General features: G+C 46.9%; 15 protein-coding genes. All 15 read right to left on the bottom strand.

Translation table 11 applies throughout. The features are described 5' to 3' along the window. Nucleotides 1–295: 295 nt before the first annotated feature. The 15 genes from J2736_RS22270 to murQ all read right to left on the bottom strand — a co-directional run bounded on the left by J2736_RS22270 (nucleotide 296) and on the right by murQ (nucleotide 16760). The gene (locus tag J2736_RS22270) at nucleotides 296–1126 is read right to left on the bottom strand and encodes a glycerophosphodiester phosphodiesterase (protein ID WP_310500796.1); all 831 of its coding nucleotides are present in this window, start codon (nucleotides 1124–1126) and stop codon (nucleotides 296–298) included. A gap of 18 nt (nucleotides 1127–1144) precedes the next feature. Then, nucleotides 1145–2260 carry an alcohol dehydrogenase catalytic domain-containing protein gene (locus J2736_RS22275; protein WP_310500797.1) on the bottom strand — a complete coding sequence of 372 codons (1116 nt, stop codon included), beginning with the start codon at nucleotides 2258–2260 and terminating at the stop codon, nucleotides 1145–1147. A 62-nt stretch (nucleotides 2261–2322) separates the two neighbouring features. Further along, nucleotides 2323–3090, bottom strand: coding sequence for an MgtC/SapB family protein (locus J2736_RS22280; protein WP_310500798.1), 768 nt, complete (start codon nucleotides 3088–3090; stop codon nucleotides 2323–2325). 560 nt (nucleotides 3091–3650) lie between these two features. Beyond that, the gene (locus J2736_RS22285; protein ID WP_310500799.1) at nucleotides 3651–4481 is read right to left on the bottom strand and encodes a tetratricopeptide repeat protein; all 831 of its coding nucleotides are present in this window, start codon (nucleotides 4479–4481) and stop codon (nucleotides 3651–3653) included. A gap of 133 nt (nucleotides 4482–4614) precedes the next feature. Then, nucleotides 4615–5796 carry an anhydro-N-acetylmuramic acid kinase gene (locus J2736_RS22290; RefSeq protein ID WP_310500800.1) on the bottom strand — a complete coding sequence of 394 codons (1182 nt, stop codon included), beginning with the start codon at nucleotides 5794–5796 and terminating at the stop codon, nucleotides 4615–4617. Nucleotides 5797–5822: 26 nt separating this feature from the next. Beyond that, nucleotides 5823–6893: a serine hydrolase domain-containing protein gene (locus J2736_RS22295; protein WP_310500801.1), complete on the bottom strand. Its 1071-nt coding sequence runs from the start codon at nucleotides 6891–6893 to the stop codon at nucleotides 5823–5825. Nucleotides 6894–6928: 35 nt separating this feature from the next. Then, nucleotides 6929–8563 (bottom strand): beta-N-acetylhexosaminidase, encoded by a 1635-nt coding sequence (gene nagZ, locus J2736_RS22300; RefSeq protein ID WP_310500802.1) that lies wholly within the window; start codon nucleotides 8561–8563, stop codon nucleotides 6929–6931. A 30-nt stretch (nucleotides 8564–8593) separates the two neighbouring features. After that, nucleotides 8594–9505, bottom strand: a complete 912-nt coding sequence (locus J2736_RS22305) for an N-acetylglucosamine kinase (protein WP_310500803.1) — start codon at nucleotides 9503–9505, stop codon at nucleotides 8594–8596. A 30-nt stretch (nucleotides 9506–9535) separates the two neighbouring features. Beyond that, nucleotides 9536–10675: an exo-beta-N-acetylmuramidase NamZ family protein gene (locus J2736_RS22310; RefSeq protein ID WP_310500975.1), complete on the bottom strand. Its 1140-nt coding sequence runs from the start codon at nucleotides 10673–10675 to the stop codon at nucleotides 9536–9538. Between the two features lie 90 nt (nucleotides 10676–10765). Continuing rightward, on the bottom strand, nucleotides 10766–11467 hold the full coding sequence (locus J2736_RS22315) for a PIG-L deacetylase family protein (RefSeq protein ID WP_310500804.1): 702 nt from the start codon (nucleotides 11465–11467) through the stop codon (nucleotides 10766–10768). Then, nucleotides 11464–12435, bottom strand: a complete 972-nt coding sequence (locus J2736_RS22320) for a GNAT family N-acetyltransferase (protein ID WP_310500805.1) — start codon at nucleotides 12433–12435, stop codon at nucleotides 11464–11466. The genes J2736_RS22315 and J2736_RS22320 overlap by 4 nt, the downstream gene beginning before the upstream one ends. A gap of 28 nt (nucleotides 12436–12463) precedes the next feature. Further along, nucleotides 12464–13324, bottom strand: coding sequence for a carbohydrate ABC transporter permease (locus tag J2736_RS22325; protein WP_310500806.1), 861 nt, complete (start codon nucleotides 13322–13324; stop codon nucleotides 12464–12466). A 17-nt stretch (nucleotides 13325–13341) separates the two neighbouring features. Further along, a complete protein-coding gene (locus J2736_RS22330) occupies nucleotides 13342–14247 on the bottom strand; it encodes a carbohydrate ABC transporter permease (protein WP_310500807.1) in 906 nt (301 codons plus the stop codon). A gap of 93 nt (nucleotides 14248–14340) precedes the next feature. Beyond that, complete coding sequence (locus J2736_RS22335; RefSeq protein WP_310500808.1) at nucleotides 14341–15777, bottom strand: ABC transporter substrate-binding protein; 1437 nt, start codon at nucleotides 15775–15777, stop codon at nucleotides 14341–14343. A gap of 68 nt (nucleotides 15778–15845) precedes the next feature. Further along, entirely contained in the window at nucleotides 15846–16760 is a 915-nt protein-coding gene (gene murQ / locus J2736_RS22340) for an N-acetylmuramic acid 6-phosphate etherase (protein WP_310500809.1), read from the bottom strand. Nucleotides 16761–16777 lie beyond the last annotated feature (17 nt).

The raw sequence follows: 16777 nt of genomic DNA on the forward strand, positions 1-16777 counted from the left end.
ATTGGCTTTCAATTCGTCGTAGACGAAGGAGAAGTCGACTAGCTCATTGATCTGGCGCAGCATGTTGTCTTTAGGCACAATGAGGTCGTAAAGCGCTGTATATGGACTTAATGCAAAAGAGAGTTGAGGCTGAAACATGGTCTTCACCCTTCCGACGTAATACTTAAAGTATACAGGAAAAAAGGCACAGCGCCCTCATAAAATGAGAGTCTGTGCCTTTTTTCTTAGTATACTTTTTCAGTGGCCTCCCCCTAGAGCGGTCCCTCTTTTTCCTTGTTTGTGAAACATTCATTCCCTATTCAAAATACCGTTGTAAAACCTCAACAAACCGTTTAGGCTCATCTACGGCATACCTGCGAATGCCCATATCTAATAATTCGAATACATCGCGATCAGCAAAATGGAATGGCAATACTTCCAATTCAAGCCCACGTTCCTCCAATTGCGCCAAAGTATCAGCGACATAGGACTGAGGTACGCGATATCTCCATTCTCCTTCCGTAGCGGCTTCTTCATCAACTAAATGAAGCTGTATGATATCTAACGTAGACGAATCCCCCTCAAGCACCTCGGTGCAGGTACGCATCAGCGTTTCAGGTACGCGACCTGATATCCACAGCATCGTTCGCACTTCTGGCACTAGCCGCTTCATTGCAGAACAATTCCCATGGTCATTATGAGCAAAAATAAGTTGCCGCGCTACGCCATACTTGCCGATTAGTTCTGCGAGCGACTCTAGATCAACACTCTTATAATCCAAATATAACTCTCGCTCGGCATGTTCAGCTAATACTTTGAATATGTGTTCCAAGTCGGGAATACGCTCTCCCTGAAACTGCTCCCCAAATTTAATGCCCGCATCCCATGCACACAATTGTTCATAGGTCAGCGTCGAAACGAGCTTATCTTTATCGGCCGCCGGAGCATTTGTCGTTCTTTCCGGCGTAGCATCATGGAGTCCTACAATTGTCCCGTCCACCGTTTGGCGAATGTCCAACTCCGGTATACCGCCAAGCTCCCAGGCATAGTTTACAGCCGCCAGCGTATTCTCAGGCATTTCTGAATTGGAATTTTGATGCGCCTGCCACTTCACACTCTTCCACCAAATCTCTTCACGTAACACCATTTCTCTACGCCTCCAACTCTAGCAAGATGGCTCCCATCTGAAATCCAGCAATACCTTCGTCCAACTGCGGTGCTCTTCTGCAAAAGCCATCGCTTCCGCAAAATCCTCATTCGACTTAATTTCGATAATGGCGCTAGGCAAAAGCTTGCTTAACGTCGCCTGACATGTCGGATCTTTCATGGCATGAAGAACAGGGATAAAGTCTTCAATGGAACTGCGGGAACTTCCCTTCAATGTAAGGCCTTTTTCTAGCACATCCCTCGTATTTATAGGTACTCGTTCCTCTGTAACTCCCATTAAAATAAGATGCCCGCCAGGATTCAACACATCAATCGCCTGATTAATTGCACCCTCGGAAAATTTACCTCCTGTGCATTCTAAAGCAATATCATAGGAAGTTCCCGATGAAAAGTCATATTCCTGCACAAGCTTTCGGTTAGGACAATCGAACTTTTCCAGTTTTTCAGGAACTGCACCAAACACCGTTATGCGATCTAGATCTACCTTATACACATGTTGAAGCATCGCCGCTGCTAAATACCCCACAGGACCATCGCCAAAAATAACAATATTCGCGTTCGTTAATCGATCAGCTACGTGGCTTAGCGCTTGATACGATACCGAACACAGCTCGGTCAACACCGCGATCTCATCCGGCACTTCTGCCGGAATCGGTATGGCACTTGCGGCCGGTACGACTAGCCTGCTTTGCGCGATACCGTCCATACCGCTCCCCAGGAAGCGACCATGCGTACAGTAATTATTTCCCTTATTGCCTCTGCAGGTTTCGCAGCATTGATCTTGATTCAGCCCTTTGATCAAGTAGCCTTGTAGATTCGGCACAATGACAACGCGCTGACCTGGCTGCACATGAGGATTTTTGCTCTGAATGATGGTGCCAATTCCTTCATGAATAAGTGCCATAGGCAACTTGCGCGCCAGCGCCTCGGCACGTCGTTGACCCGTGAAATAACGCAAATCCGCATGGCATACGCTCCCAATTTTCGGTTCAACAACAACCTCCCAGTCATGCACTTCGTGTTCTATAACAATATCCTGTACATCTCTAGGCTTCACAAGACGATAAGCGCGCGAAACAACGTTGGTATTCAAAGCTTGATGGGCATGGTTCATTGTGGATTCCTCTCCTGTCACATCTAGTTAACTTCATTAAACGCCAAGACATCCAAAGGTCTTCATCTAGGAAAAACAGAAGCTAATCGACTTTCATTCCTTTTTTTGAAAATGGGAAGACCATGCGGTTCAATCGCTTGCACATGAGGAATCCCGCAAATCATGTTTAACAAACTGCTTATGTGCTGCTCATCCTGCTGAGCTGATAACGAAATGCCAATTGCGATCAGCCCTGAGGCTTCCCCATCTTCATCGGACGCTCTATCCATTTGTATCTGTCGGATCGGGATGTTTAATTCAACCAAGCGCGCGATGACTTCGTTTATACAACCGGGATGATCAACCACTCTAACTGTCAATTCTTCATGTTTGCGCTTGCGATTCCAATATTTCTCCCAGTAATTCAATACAAATAAACAAAATAAAACAAGAATGACCGTGACAAGCGATACGTAATAAAAACCAGCGCCTACAGCTAATCCAATCGCGGCGACAACCCAGATCGACGCAGCTGTCGTCAAGCCGGATACCCTCGAGCCTGTCCGCATAATGGCTCCTGCACCTAGGAAGCCGATACCGCTGATGACTTGTGCAGCCAATCTAGCCGGATCACCGCGCAGTGTGGGTTCATTGATAAAAAACTCGCTAAATCCATACATCGACAGCAGCATGATTGTTGTAGAACCAAGACAAACCAAAATATGCGTACGCAGCCCTGCCGCATGGTTGCTCCATTCTCGCTCCAATCCGATACATCCGCCCAAAAACAGCGATAATACCAGACGCACTGTGAGATCAAAATGTGAAATGTACCATATTTGATCAGCCAACTCCTCACCTCCTTACTCTTCATTTGGAGCACTCGTATTTGTTCACTTACACTCATTTGTATTAATGTTTTGCTCATTTATGTTTAATTCGATGATATGTCAATCTAGATTCAGCGTCAAGGTGTCAATTTTCAAGAAAAACACAAAAAAACTATTCATCGTCACGATGAATAGCCCAACCATACAAACTTCTTGATCTTGCCTTGTTCAGACGAATTTCCCCTGTTCGGAACGATCGGGTCGAGGATACTCCTTCTCTCCTCCCATTAGTCCGAAATTGCCTAACTATTTTCACTGTCGGCGACCATAATCCTTCATTAGTCCGACTTTGCCGAACTAAATCGCCCAAAACGATTCCCTCCGGCGAAAAAAGTCCATTTAGTTGGGTAAAATCCAACTATTCATGTTTTTTCGCACGAAATCTCCGATTCAGTTCGGAAATATCGGACTATCGCCACTCCCGACATCTTGTCTATTGAGCCACTCACGAGTAAAGTCGCGCACAAAAGCCGAAGAGTTCAACTCTTCGGCTACTTGTTGTTGTATACGTCTTCGATTTTCTAATGTACAACCTCAACCTCATCTTTACCTAATTGGCTTGCAAAAAGCGCAATATCCTCCTTTGTCAAAGGAGTTACTAGAGCAAGTTCCTTCTCCTGCGCTATCGCCAACTGCTCTCGAGCCTCCTGTGTGCGACCGAGTTTATGGAGCGTTTGTGCATAAAAATAATAGGACTCCGCGTGCTTAGGCGTTTTCGCCATCACTTTCGTATACATCTCTTCCGCTTCTTCTAGACGCCCCAGCATATAGTAGTTCTGCGCTAAGTTATCCATAATGGTCAGATCACTGTCATTATACGCATAGGCCTCGAGATTATAGGTAAGCGCTTCTTCTACGTTGCCAAGCAAAATCTGAAAATAACCATAATTCCCATAAACCAGTGTATTTTTAACCTCTTGTGATAGCTCCTGCAAAATCTGGAGAGCCTCGTCCCTTTTATTCTGAAGCCAGTATACCGTAGCGATATTGAGCCTCGCTTGAATACGGATATCCGTTGCTTTCGTCATTTGTAGGACCTCTTCGAACATTTGTTGAGCCTTGGTGAGATCACCTGTCTTCATTAACAAGTAACCGTATCCAATCTGATGTTTCGGTAGAAATGCTTTAGAAAGATAGGCTTTTTCCATCCAAATCAATGCTTGTTCACGATCACCCTTCATATAAGCCAAATTACCTCGCTGTGCATAAAAAGCAGATCGATTCACATAAACAAAATAACCGAGGATGACTACGATCGCAGCTACCCCCACTAGCCAATTAACCCGAAACGCCATAACAATCACGATTAGCACTGCGATTAGTTTAAGAACACTTTTTAGGATAGGCGGCATGTCTACTATTCTCCTTTATAAAACGCTAGTAAGTTGTAAACATTGTATCAAAAAAGTAGACACTTCTCCTACTCCAAAAAAAAAAGACCGACATTCCACCTGCTAATCAGATGGCTTCGGTCTCTTGTAAATCCTATGGCAGTGCTAGTTTCCCCATAATTGTCGGTCTCACCGCTCCTGTTGCCGCAGGGATATTGTTCGGCTCACCTTGGATGAAAGAATTGCCTAGCAACGCAAATAACATCGCTTCCTTCGCATCTGCAGATATGCCGAGCTCGTCTGAGGTAAGAATGGTTTGGTTAGGGAGTAGCTCACCTAACATGTTAAGCAGTGTGCGATTATGTGCCCCGCCTCCGCTGATAATAACTTCCGCAATGTCACTCTGTGGAAAAATAAAATCCTGATATCCGCGAGCGATACTATGTGCGGTAAAAGCAGTCGCGGTCGCTACGATATCTTCGTGCGGAAGCCCTCGCTCCAATGCGGATGCGAGCCATGCAGCCGCATACCCTTTTCCGAAAAGTTCGCGTCCTGTCGTTTTTGGCGGCGGTTCTTGGAAGTACGGATGTGCAAGCATACTCTCTAGCAGCTCCATATCTACCTTGCCTTCTGCCGCCCAGTCGCCATTGGCATCGTACGACTTTCGTCCCTCGGACAACTCGTATACGACTTGATCCATAATCATGTTACCTGGCCCTGTATCAAAAGCGCTAATCCCACTGGCACCAGCAGGAATGGCTGTGCAATTCCCAATTCCGCCGATATTCTGAAGGATGCGCCCTTTATTTGCGTCTTTGAAAAGAAGATAATCACCGTAAGGAACAAGTGGCGCACCTTGTCCGCCAACCGCCATATCCGCTGTCCTGAAATCACCGACAACAGGTCTGCCTGTTTGTTTGGCAATGACGGAAAGATCTCCGATTTGCAGCGTTGATTTGGGTAGAAAAAGGTCAGTCTCATCCGCAGTCGGAATATGCCAGATCGTCTGACCATGTGAAGAGATAAGGTCAATATCCGCCATGCTCATGTTAGCTGCAGCTGCCGTATGGATGACAGCATCTGCGAAGCGTTGGCCGATGGCAAAGTTCATACCGCACACTTGCGCAACATCGGAATGCTCGATTGTGCATAGCAGCTTAAGCTTTTCTCTCATCTCGTCTTCGAAAGGAAGACTTTCAAAGTGAAGCAGCTTGATGTTCGTATCCGCGCCTCGCCCCTCTATGTGGACAATGGCCACATCAATCCCATCCAGAGATGTACCCGACATGAGCCCTGCAATGGTAAGTGATGTTTGATTCAGAAGTGTACGAAGCAAAACAATTCATCTCCTTTGGTTATGGGTTACTCGATTTGAGAAAGTATGAGATTGTGCAGCCTTGGCCGAATCCGCAAGATATGTTCTGTTCGTCCAAAATGAACCCGATTGGTGAGCAAAATGATTTGCAAATCCTGCTTAGGATCGAACAATAGACTGGTCCCTGTAAACCCTGTATGCCCGAAGGAATACTCGGATACGTAGTCTCCGCCGAACCAGAAGCTGCTCTGATGATTCAACATCCAGCCGAGCCCTCGGTGCTCTTGGTTATAAGGGGTAAAGTTGTGCGTCATCAGCTCGATCGCTGCTCTCGACACGATACGTCGCCCCTTAAAGATGCCTTGCTGCCGTATCATTTTCGCATAATTGGTTAGGTCGTGGACTGTTGAGAATAACCCCGCGTGACCACTTACACCACCCATTAGTTCCGCCTTTTCATCATGAACAATACCTGATTTGTAGGCTTGACGTTGTTCGGAATACTCGGTAATCGCATAACGCGTATCATCGAAGATCGGACAAAAACCTGTTTCCAACATCTCGAGCGGTTCATAAAGTTCCCGTTTGAGATAGGTATCGAACGCTTCACCTGTCACGGATTCAACGATGAGATAGAGCAATATCATTCCAATATCACTATACATGACCTTAGTCCCTGGGGGATGAACAGGCCGTTCGTTTAAGATGATGTCCACCAGCTCATCCCTCGACAGATGCATCATCCCTCGAATACCCGGAATATCTGCCCTAAGCCCTGAGGAATGTGTAAGCAGATGCATGATCCGGATCGGTTCTTCCTGAAGGTGCTGAAATTCAGGCAAGAAGACTCCTATCGGATCCCCTAAGGATAGCTTCCCTTGATCCATCAACTGAAGTACCGCCGGCATCGTTGCAACTACTTTGGTCAGTGAAGCTAAGTCAAACACCGTGTCACTTCTCATTGGCGCTGTTTCGGGATAAACAACGCGACTGCCGTAGGCTTCCTTGAGCACTTCGTTACCTTTATGAATAATAGAGAGAACTGCACCGGGGATATGCCCGGCAGCAATTTCTTGTTCGATGAAAAAGCTTATTTTGCCGATATCTACATTAGACACGATACTGAGCTCCCTCCATTTGAAATTCTTCAATCTCAAACCAAACTTAATTGAGCGCCTTCCCATCTCCATCCAGCTGGATAGTCAGCCCCAAGTGTAACAGGCAACCGGCCTTGCGGTGTCAATATACCGAGCAGAGCTCGTGCCGTACTTTGCAGCGCTAACGGGCGGCTTTCGTAAGCTGCGACGAACGTCGCTACGTCAGGGAACTCCAGCAGATCATACGGCACGCGCAGTGCGACGACGACCAGCGGCTTGCCGAGCGCTTGCAGTTCGCGCACCAGCTCGACCTGTGAAGGATGGAATCGGGCGTTGTACGTCCCGATGACGATCTGCTCCGCAGCTGCCGCTTCTGCAAGCACACTTGCGCGGCGCTCGTTCACTTCCGCAAGCGGAAGCACGCGGTCGATCACGTCCAAGCCGTGCCCAGCCAGCGCAGCTCCCAAGCTTGCGACGCCTGCATACGCTTCGTCGACACCCGACGAAACGGCTGCGGCCACGGTGATCGCCAGCGTCCGCACACGCGGCAGCGGAAGCAGCTGCTGCTCGTCCTTGACGAGCGTAATGCTCGCTTCGCTGAGTCGCTGTGCGACTTCGCAATGCGGCGCGGTTCCGACCTCTTGCGCAGCCGTTGCACGAGGCTGCTCCGCGATGACTCCGCGGCCCGCTTTCAGCGCAAGCAGGCGGTGGACGGAAGCGTCGATCTGAGCTTCAGCGATACGCCCTTCGCGCACCGCTTGCTCGATCGCCGCAATCGCGCCGACCTGAAGATCACGTCTGTGGCTGATCAAGACGAGATCCGCCCCTGCTTCTACCGCCATCACAGCGGCGGCAACCGTACCATAATGCACAGAAATCGCGTGCATCTCCATGCAATCGGTCATGATGACGCCGTCATAACCAAGTTCTTCTCTAAGCAGACCGGTTAGCACCGTCTTAGATAGTGTAACAGGCAGCTTGTTTTGTTCTAAAGCTGGGAAATAAATATGCGAGGACATTATCGCATCGACACCGTTTTGTATAGCTTCTTTGAACGGTACAAGCTCTACAGTCCGAATTCGCTCCTCACCGTGTGTAATGGTCGGCAAATCGAGATGTGAGTCTACATTGGTGTCCCCATGACCCGGAAAATGCTTAGCGGTTGCTACAACGTTCGCTTCTTGAAAGCCACGTACAGCCTGACTCCCGTACTGAGCAACTAGCTGTGGCGACTCACCGAACGACCGCACGCCAATGACCGGATTATCTGGATTGTTGTTGACATCCAAGTCCGGTGCAAAGTTTAGATTGATTCCGAGCGAGCGCAGCTCTTTACCCGAAATAAGGGCTGCCTCATAAGCACCCTGCGGACCTGCATCCCCGGCAGCCAATGCCATAGACCCTGGCATAAGGGCAACCCCTTCGGTAATACGGGCCACCATGCCGCCCTCTTGATCGATGGAAATCCATAGCGGCAGCGTACCGTTACGTTCCGCAATTACCTGTAGTCTGCCAGATAACTCAGCAACCTGCTTGGTATTCTCAACATTGCGGGCAAAATAAATAACTCCGCCGATGCGTTGTTCTGCAATTAGTGCTTCCAGCGATTCAGACGCTTCTGTGCCCTCGAATCCGCAAAGAAGCATTTGTCCGATTTTCTCTTGTAGCGACATCTTCTGAATTTCTCTCATAGTTGACTCCTTCTCTCGTCGCATTTATTTCTAGATACGGTTTAGTGCCATCAGCGCAGCGCCGCTAGCTGCATCACTCTTAGGCGTGATACATGTCATAGCCGGATAATGTGCTTTGAGCAAATCCATAAACGCTGACTGTACAAAGCTGTTCTTCAATAACACGCTCCCAGCCATGGCCAGACTGCCTTCGTGCATCGATAATTTCTCAACTAAAGGAACAACTAGTTCGAACAACGAATGGGCGCTTTTCTCGACTATTTTCCATGCCGCTCCGTCCCCAAGCTCGCAAGCTTCAGTTAGGATAGGTGCAAGAGCAGCGATATCCTGTTTATTCGTCTGTTTATCGTAAACAAATCGGATGATTTCCTGAATGGATGTCATACCTAATTGCTCATACACCTTATTCGCAATCACAGTCTCTGGCAAGCGACCATCATGCGCCCTTACTACCGCGGACAATAGATCTCTTCCGATACTGTAGCCACTACCTTCATCATCGATGAGATAGCCGAAACCCCCCGTGCGATGCGTTTCACCTAACTCGTTTTGACCATAACAAATCGAACCCGTACCCGCAATCAAAATCATGCCAATTTCGCTTTGATGTGCGCCGCTAAGTGCCGTCTGTTGGTCACCGGTTATGAATAGACCACCTTCGTAGCCACATGCACGTACACTGGCTTCCAGACGAGTTATGACGGTCGGATTGCTGACGCCAGCTGCGCCAATACATACCTGAGCACAATGCGAAAGTCCACCACATACATCCGCAATTGTACGAAAGATCTCCTCCAGACTGGCCGCAACACTCGCTTCGTCCTGTCCATTATAATTAATGGCCCCCGATGTAAAGGTATGTACGACATGACCCTTCTCATCAACGATTTTTACTGCGGTTTTCGTACCACCGCCATCAAGACCCACTGCAAATTTCTTCATCTCAATCGTCACCTCGATGTCTTCTAGTATCTAATACAGATGATATGGCTGCTTTCTCCGAGCAAATTCACGGCTCTCCTCACGGAATTGTTCCAACATCGCTGGAATATCAATCTGCGCCTCGCGATAGTGACTACCTCCGCCAAGCAAATCAATAAATGGTCTTGAGCCCTCTTTAAAAGGCGGCAAAAATGAAAATTGCTCATAATTGTTCTTGATCGTATACATTAACGTAACGCCTATATCAATTGGACGTACTGCGCGATTGTCTAGGACATGAATTTGCACGCCTGCACATTGTTCCCCCTGAAACTTGGAAAATGACGGCTTAAAATAAACAGGACGGAACACGACACCTGGCAATTTCTTCGCATTCATTTCATCGGCTAACTTGTATGCATCAATGAACGGAGCACCTATGATCTCAAACGGGGCCGTCGTTCCTCTGCCTTCCGATAAATTCGTCCCTTCCATAATACAAGTGCCGGGATACAGCACCACGGTCTCAAATCGAGGAATACCGATGGATGGCATAATCCATGGACGTCCTGTGTCTGAGAATAGCATGTTTCTCTCCCAGCCTTCACAACGAACAACATGCAGCTGACAGTTTAACTTCCTTTCATCGTTCGCCATCAAAGCTACTTCACCTGGCGTCAGTCCATACCGAACGCTGAGCGGGTAGTTGCCAACAAAGGATTCGAAGCCGCTTTTGAGCACATTGCCTTCTACCGTTACGCCGTCCAGCGGATTGATGCGGTCTAAAATGACAAATTCTTTACCAGCTTGCGCACAATCTTCCAAAGCATAAAGCATCGTATAAATGAACGTATAATAGCGAGTCCCTACATCTTGAATATCGTAGACGATAATGTCGACCTCATCCAGCATTTCTTGTGTCAAACGTTTGGAATCTTTCCGGTACAAACTATAGACAGGAACACCTGTCATCGGGTCTACATACGTATCAACCAGCGCACCTGCGGCTAGATCACCACGAACACCATGTTCCGGCGAAAACAGGGCCACTAAGTTGAACTTCTCATGAAAAATTTGGATAGTCGATACAAAATCGTTATTTAATCCGGTCGGTGCTGTAATTAGTCCTACCCGTTTACCCGCGAACAAATGAGCATACTTCTCTATAACATCGATACCATTTAAAATCATCGCTTCCTCCGCCTCCCGATTGTAAAATGACTGCAACAAGCTCCTCGTCTCGTTACAGTCATTTGTAGGTGTTTGGTGTTCTTAGAGATTTTATAATTCTGATTGACGAAGACGCATCGTCTCTTCTGGAATCATAAAGGTTTCTGCGTATTGTTTTCTAGCTTCGATACCGCGAACGCGGGCCAAATGCTTATAATATTCTAAATACGGGAAGGACTTACTGCCCGTCACGAACCAATGTGTGGACACAGCTTTCACCCATAGATCATACGCTTCTTGAGAGAAGTCGACATATACATAAGGGCGGTAATCGACGGCATCTTCCCAGTTCTCCGCATAATATAATTTGCTCGCAAAATGATTAGGCAGCTCTCGCTCGAATGAAGCTAGGCCTGCATAGAATCGCGCATCATTGACAATGCGATGCGTTGTCATGTGGTCTTTGTGCATACTGTTTTTGAAATGGGTAATAATGATATTCGGTTTCACCTGACGAATCACATCACATACCCTATAGCGCATGTCATCATTATCCTGCAACTCGCCATCAGGAATATCGAATACAATGGCTTCTCCGCCAAGCATTTTGGCAAATTCATTAGCCTCATTAACCTTCTGCTCGCGGTACTCCGACATGATTCTGCCTGCAGGTACACCTCGCTCACCAGCCGTCAACGCCAACGTTACTACACGATCGCCTTTCAGTGCGTGACTAGCTAATACGCCGCCTGCTGTGAGCTCCATATCCCCCACATGCCCGCCAATTCCCAGTATTGTGATCTTCTCGCTCATAGCTCAAACTCCCTTCTCATAACAGCAAATTGTTTAACGGTTTGAAATCCAGCACGCTCGTAAATACGAATCGCGGGATTCGAGATGCCTGTAAAGAGTGACATGTAGTCAGTTCCAATAGACTGAAACGCTTCACACAGCTTGAAAAAAAGAAGGCTCCCCAAACCATGGCCCTCATGGTCAGGAAGCACACCGATGCCGGCAAAATAACCTCGTCCGTTCGATTGACGAATAACTGGGCCTGCGAAACCAATGGTTTTACCTTGATACGCTGCAATGACGACTGGCACGCCAGTACGTACAGATGCACCGATCTCCTTGGTCCACAACGGATTCCCAAAGCCCTCCAGCATGTCTTCTACGCCAGCGTGCTTACCCGGGTCAAACCTTGCGATGGTGTACCCTTGGGCGCTCGCTTTCGCTTCTTTCACGCTGATTTCATCCGGTATCGAGAACCCTGACAAATGAAGATACATCGCACATTGCTTGGCACGTTCCACGTACCCACGCTTCAGTAAAAACGTATACAACTTACTATCCAATGGAACACCCGGGGCATTATTATGCTCATGCTGATCTGTTCCCGGGATATACCATGGTAATAGCATCGGATTAAAAAAGAGGATGTCGGCTTGCTTTTTACCTAACTGTTTAAAGCGATCTTCCAAAGCAGTTAATAGCATGAAATAACGGTCGTCCGTTTCATAGCCGCTGGCTAACACGATACATGTAAGGTAGCCGGCAACTTCGCCCAGGGGGAGCTCATCCCCCGTACATCCACAGGCAAAGCCGATGACCTTATCATCCGCTAATAGAAGGAATGTATTTTCCTTATCAAAGTACCGATTGCTCAGAAAAATATCATCCAAGCTTTGTTCCGTAAGTTCCTTATAGCCATCCTTCACCGCGGCATCATTCCATAACGCGATAACGGCTTGCCGATAGGAATCATCCCAAGTTATCAGCATGCTGCAGCTGCCTCCTTTTGACCCGAATCTAGCCCTTCACCGCACCTACCGTAACACCTTCCAAGAAGTATCTTTGTAGGCTAAAGAATAGAACAAACATAGGTAGTGCAGAGATGGTTGCCCCTGCCATCATTGGCGCAATCATGGTTGTATTCGCAAATCGGAAGCTCTTGAGGCCGACTTGGATGGTTTGCATCTCCATGGAATTGGTCACAAGCAACGGCCAGAAGAACGTATTCCAGCTTTCCATAAACGTCAGAATCGCCATAACGGCCATAACGGTTTTGGACAAAGGCAAAATAATTTTTCCGTAAATTTGAAACTGGTTGCAGCCTTCAATCTTGGCGCACTCCAGAATTTCGTTCGGAATACTGCCCATAAATTGTTTAGCAAGAAAAATATTAAACACGGTAACTAAACTCGGTAAAATCAAGGCGCTGTACGTATTTTGCAATTCAAACACGTTGACCATCAAAATGTATAATGGGACAAGCGTCACTTGCGTTGGAATCATCATGGAACCAAGCAGCAAAGCAAATAGAAAGCCTCTGCCTTTAAATTGAATTTTGGAGAAAGCGTAACCCGCCATACTCGCAAAAAGAACGTTCGAAATCATGACGGTGACTGCAACAATAAGCGAATTGAGCAGCCAACGAACGGAATGCTCGTTAAAATTAAAAAAGTATTTATACGAATCAAGCGTAAACTTTTTAGGAATGATTGAATACTCAATCTCTCCGACCGCTACTGGATCACTGAGCGATGAAATGAACATGAAGTAAATCGGAAATATCGTTGCCAAAGCAAATAGGATAAGGGCGATAAAAATGATCGCATTTCGAATCTTTTTCACTTTGGGCTTGCCTGCGTGAGTGCTATATAATGCCATTTATTATCCTCCCTCTCCTAATACTCGACGTCTTTACCTGCGTATTTAAACTGAATAAATGCAATAACACCAATAACGACTGCCAGTAGCAGTGATTGTGCTGCTGCTTTACCAAAATCGAATATCGTAAACGCATTATCAAAAATGAGCAAACCAACCATCGTCGTTGCATGGTTCGGTCCTCCGCCCGTCATCAGGAAGGCATTCTGGAAGACTTGGAATGAACCGATGACGCCAGTCACTAATAGGAACAGTGTAGCTGGACGCAGACAAGGGACAACGATGTGTCTCAGTTTTAGGAAGAAACCTGCTCCATCGAGCTCTGCCGCTTCGTAATACGTTTCGTCAATACCTAGCAAGCCAGCTAAGTAAATGATAATGCTTGTGCCGTGGCTGGATAGCCAAGACATAAGAACCAAGGAGAACATGGCTGTTGCGCTTTGGCCAAGCCAGTTCTGATTGTCAAAACCAAAAAGGGCGATGAGTTGATTCATAATCCCGCCATCCATCGGATCGAAAATCCAGAGCCAAACGACAGCCAAGGCTACGCCGGAAGCGACCATCGGCAAATAATAGATACCCTTGAAGAAAGATTGCGTTTTCTTCTTCAACGGCAAAATCAAAATAGCAAGTACGAAGGAAAGAAACAAGTTAACAGGCACCGTCAACACGGTATATACAACCGTATTCTTCATCGCTTTCCAAAACAATGGATCCGTCAATGAATTCACGTAATTGTCGAAGCCAATGTAGGTCGAGCCGAGCGGCTTGTATTTCTGCATACTAATAATGAAAGCACTAACGACTGGGTACGCATGAAACAAGGCAAACACTATTAATGAGACAGCAACGAAGGCATAGCCCCACATGGCATCTCCACCTTGAAACTTCTTTCTTTTGATCGGTTTTGCGATATTATTCATACTTGTCACCCCCCTTTCAGAAACTCCGCTTAAAATAGTTCGGATAGCCGCGCAGCTGTTGCTGCACGCCTATCCGAAGATATCGCTATACGATTAGTCTTTCGCAATTCCGTTTTCGCCAAATTCCTTGATTGCTGCAGCTTTTACAGCATCGTACATCGCTTGAGGTGTAACTTCACCTGCAAGTAGACCTTGGAATTTAGGAACGATTACTTCTGTTTCTAACTTAATTGCTTTTGCAGCCAAATCTGTCGGGATATCCGTACGGTTTGGCGTTGCATTTTTAAGCATGTTATCTACAGCTGCAACGTTGTCAGGGTTTCTGTCAATTTTCATGCTCTCAGCTGCTTTTTTACCGCTTTTCGTAATATGCGCAGCGAATAGATCGTTATTCGTTGCTGCTGCAACATTGCCACTTGCCAAGAAGTAAGCCGCTTTTACAATGTTTGCTTTGTGCTCAGCCGTCGGCTCTTTTTTGCCGCGGAATGTCATGTAGCCGTCAACAACTGTGTTCGCAGATGCTTTTGCACCTTGGAACGTTGGAGCTGGCAATACGATGTAGTCAACAGGAATACTGTCTTTTACAGCACTTGCGTCATTCGCTTTAATCTTCGCATTGTTGGCTTTTGCAGAGTTCTCGAATACAGCAAGTCCTTTACCTGTAATCATCGTTTGACCTGTCAAGAACATGCTCCAGCGTTTACCTGCGTCTACGGAGCTAAGCTCTTTCGGCATGGAGCCGTCATCGATCAGTTGACGAAGATCTTTTAGCAAGCCCAGGTAGTTTTTGCTTGTGTACGCATATTTCATATCCGATGTGAATGCGTAAGGCATACCTGCGTTTTTCGCCATAATGCCCAAGTAGTCAACTGCTGCAACACCTTTTACTGCGAAAGTGAAGCCATAACGTGTTTTACCGTTTTCAGTCACTACGCCTTTTTTGATTGCTTCACGGAATTGGTCGTAAGTCCAGCCGCTAGTCTGTACTTTTTTCCAATCGATGCCCGCTTTCTCCAAGAACTCTTTGTTACCGCCTAGCGCATGAACTTCCATATAAGCCGGGAAGCCGTAAAGACCTTTACCGCTCTTCATGTAATCCAATGCTGTTTGATCGTAATCGCCTTTCATGTCAGCTGTAGCGACATCGGAAATGTCCATCGCCAAGCCTTGCTCGATATATTTAGGAATTGTGCCGGATCCACCGAAAGCGATATCTGGAGGGCTTCCAGCATTCACTTGCGTATCTAGCTTCTGTTTCATATCTTCCCAGCTAGCTGGTTCGATTTTCAACGTTAGGTTCGGATATAAGGCTGTGAAATCCTTAGATAATTGTTCAAATGTCTTTTGGTAGTTCGGAGAAACCGGTGGAAGTAGTGCAGTAATCGTGTCTTTCGCAGTGCTAGCCGTAGCCGCAGGAGCATTCGTACCTGCTGGCGTAGTTGTTTCTTTTGTACCAGAAGTACCACCACAAGCAGTTAGAGCCATTGTTAAAGCTACGACAGAAGCTAAAATGGGCATTTTTCTTTTCATGAAAAACAAACCTCCTAGGATAGGGATCCTTGAGTAAGCTCAAGTCTCTCCTCACTTGTTTTAAATGCTTAAACAACTTTTACAAAGGTACGTATGGCTCTCTTCAAACTACCCTCACACTGTTCCAATCCTTCTTCCGCTTCCTTCACATCCATGCCGGTTTTAATCATCATAATGGCAAGTTTACAGTTCATGGATGCTTTCTCGAGGTGGGCAATCGCTGTGGATTCATCCACCCCAGTCGCTATTCGAATAATCCGAATGGAGCGATCGTACAACTTGATGTTACTAGCCTTCATGTCAACCATGAGATTATTATACGTCTTTCCAAGCTTCACCATTGTTCCAGTTGTCAGCATGTTAAGAACCAGCTTCTGTGCTGTACCCGCCTTCAGACGAGTAGATCCCATAATGACTTCCGGCCCAACCACTGGCGCGATGCATACATCCGTAACAGCTACCAATTTGGAATTCTTGTTATTTACGACACCAATGGTTGCGGCACCAATTTCTTGTGCTTTCTTCAAGCAAGCTATAACGAATTGTGCACTTCCGCTGGCCGTAATCCCAATTACCGCATCTTTGGCTGTCACTCCGCATCGTTCAATGAGGGCGACCCCCTCCTCAGCGTTGTCTTCAAAACCTTCCACTGCCGTTCGCAATGCCATGTCGCCACCGGCGATATGACCTTGCACCATCAGTGGATCAATGCCAAAGGTGGGAGGACATTCAGATGCATCAAGCACACCGAGTCTGCCAGAAGAACCAGCTCCTACGTAGAACATCCTGCCACCGTTTTTGAGAACTTGATGCAGTATATCAACCGCTTTCATGATCTGCGGTATTTCGGCTCCGACTGCTGTTGGAACCAACGCATCCTGTTCATTCATCATCCGAAGCATTTGCTCTGTTGAACATTCGTCAATTGTCTGTGTCTTATCATTAATCTCTTCCGTAGTTAAACCCGATAGATACTCATCCATAGCTGTCCTCCTGCCTG

Source organism: Paenibacillus qinlingensis, assembly GCF_031455095.1.
Classification (GTDB): Bacteria; Bacillota; Bacilli; order Paenibacillales; family NBRC-103111; genus Paenibacillus_E; species Paenibacillus_E qinlingensis_A.

What these genes read in the sequence shown, in the direction of transcription:
- J2736_RS22270 (WP_310500796.1), bottom strand. Translation starts at nt 1,126, where the DNA reads ATGGTGTTACGTGAAGAGATTTGGTGGAAGAGTGTGAAGTGGCAGGCG.
- J2736_RS22275 (WP_310500797.1), bottom strand. Translation starts at nt 2,260, where the DNA reads ATGAACCATGCCCATCAAGCTTTGAATACCAACGTTGTTTCGCGCGCT.
- J2736_RS22285 (WP_310500799.1), bottom strand. Translation starts at nt 4,481, where the DNA reads ATGCCGCCTATCCTAAAAAGTGTTCTTAAACTAATCGCAGTGCTAATC.
- nagZ (WP_310500802.1), bottom strand. Translation starts at nt 8,563, where the DNA reads ATGAGAGAAATTCAGAAGATGTCGCTACAAGAGAAAATCGGACAAATG.
- J2736_RS22305 (WP_310500803.1), bottom strand. Translation starts at nt 9,505, where the DNA reads ATGAAGAAATTTGCAGTGGGTCTTGATGGCGGTGGTACGAAAACCGCA.
- J2736_RS22310 (WP_310500975.1), bottom strand. Translation starts at nt 10,675, where the DNA reads ATGATTTTAAATGGTATCGATGTTATAGAGAAGTATGCTCATTTGTTC.
- J2736_RS22315 (WP_310500804.1), bottom strand. Translation starts at nt 11,467, where the DNA reads ATGAGCGAGAAGATCACAATACTGGGAATTGGCGGGCATGTGGGGGAT.
- J2736_RS22320 (WP_310500805.1), bottom strand. Translation starts at nt 12,435, where the DNA reads ATGCTGATAACTTGGGATGATTCCTATCGGCAAGCCGTTATCGCGTTA.
- J2736_RS22325 (WP_310500806.1), bottom strand. Translation starts at nt 13,324, where the DNA reads ATGGCATTATATAGCACTCACGCAGGCAAGCCCAAAGTGAAAAAGATT.
- J2736_RS22330 (WP_310500807.1), bottom strand. Translation starts at nt 14,247, where the DNA reads ATGAATAATATCGCAAAACCGATCAAAAGAAAGAAGTTTCAAGGTGGA.
- J2736_RS22335 (WP_310500808.1), bottom strand. Translation starts at nt 15,777, where the DNA reads ATGAAAAGAAAAATGCCCATTTTAGCTTCTGTCGTAGCTTTAACAATG.
- murQ (WP_310500809.1), bottom strand. Translation starts at nt 16,760, where the DNA reads ATGGATGAGTATCTATCGGGTTTAACTACGGAAGAGATTAATGATAAG.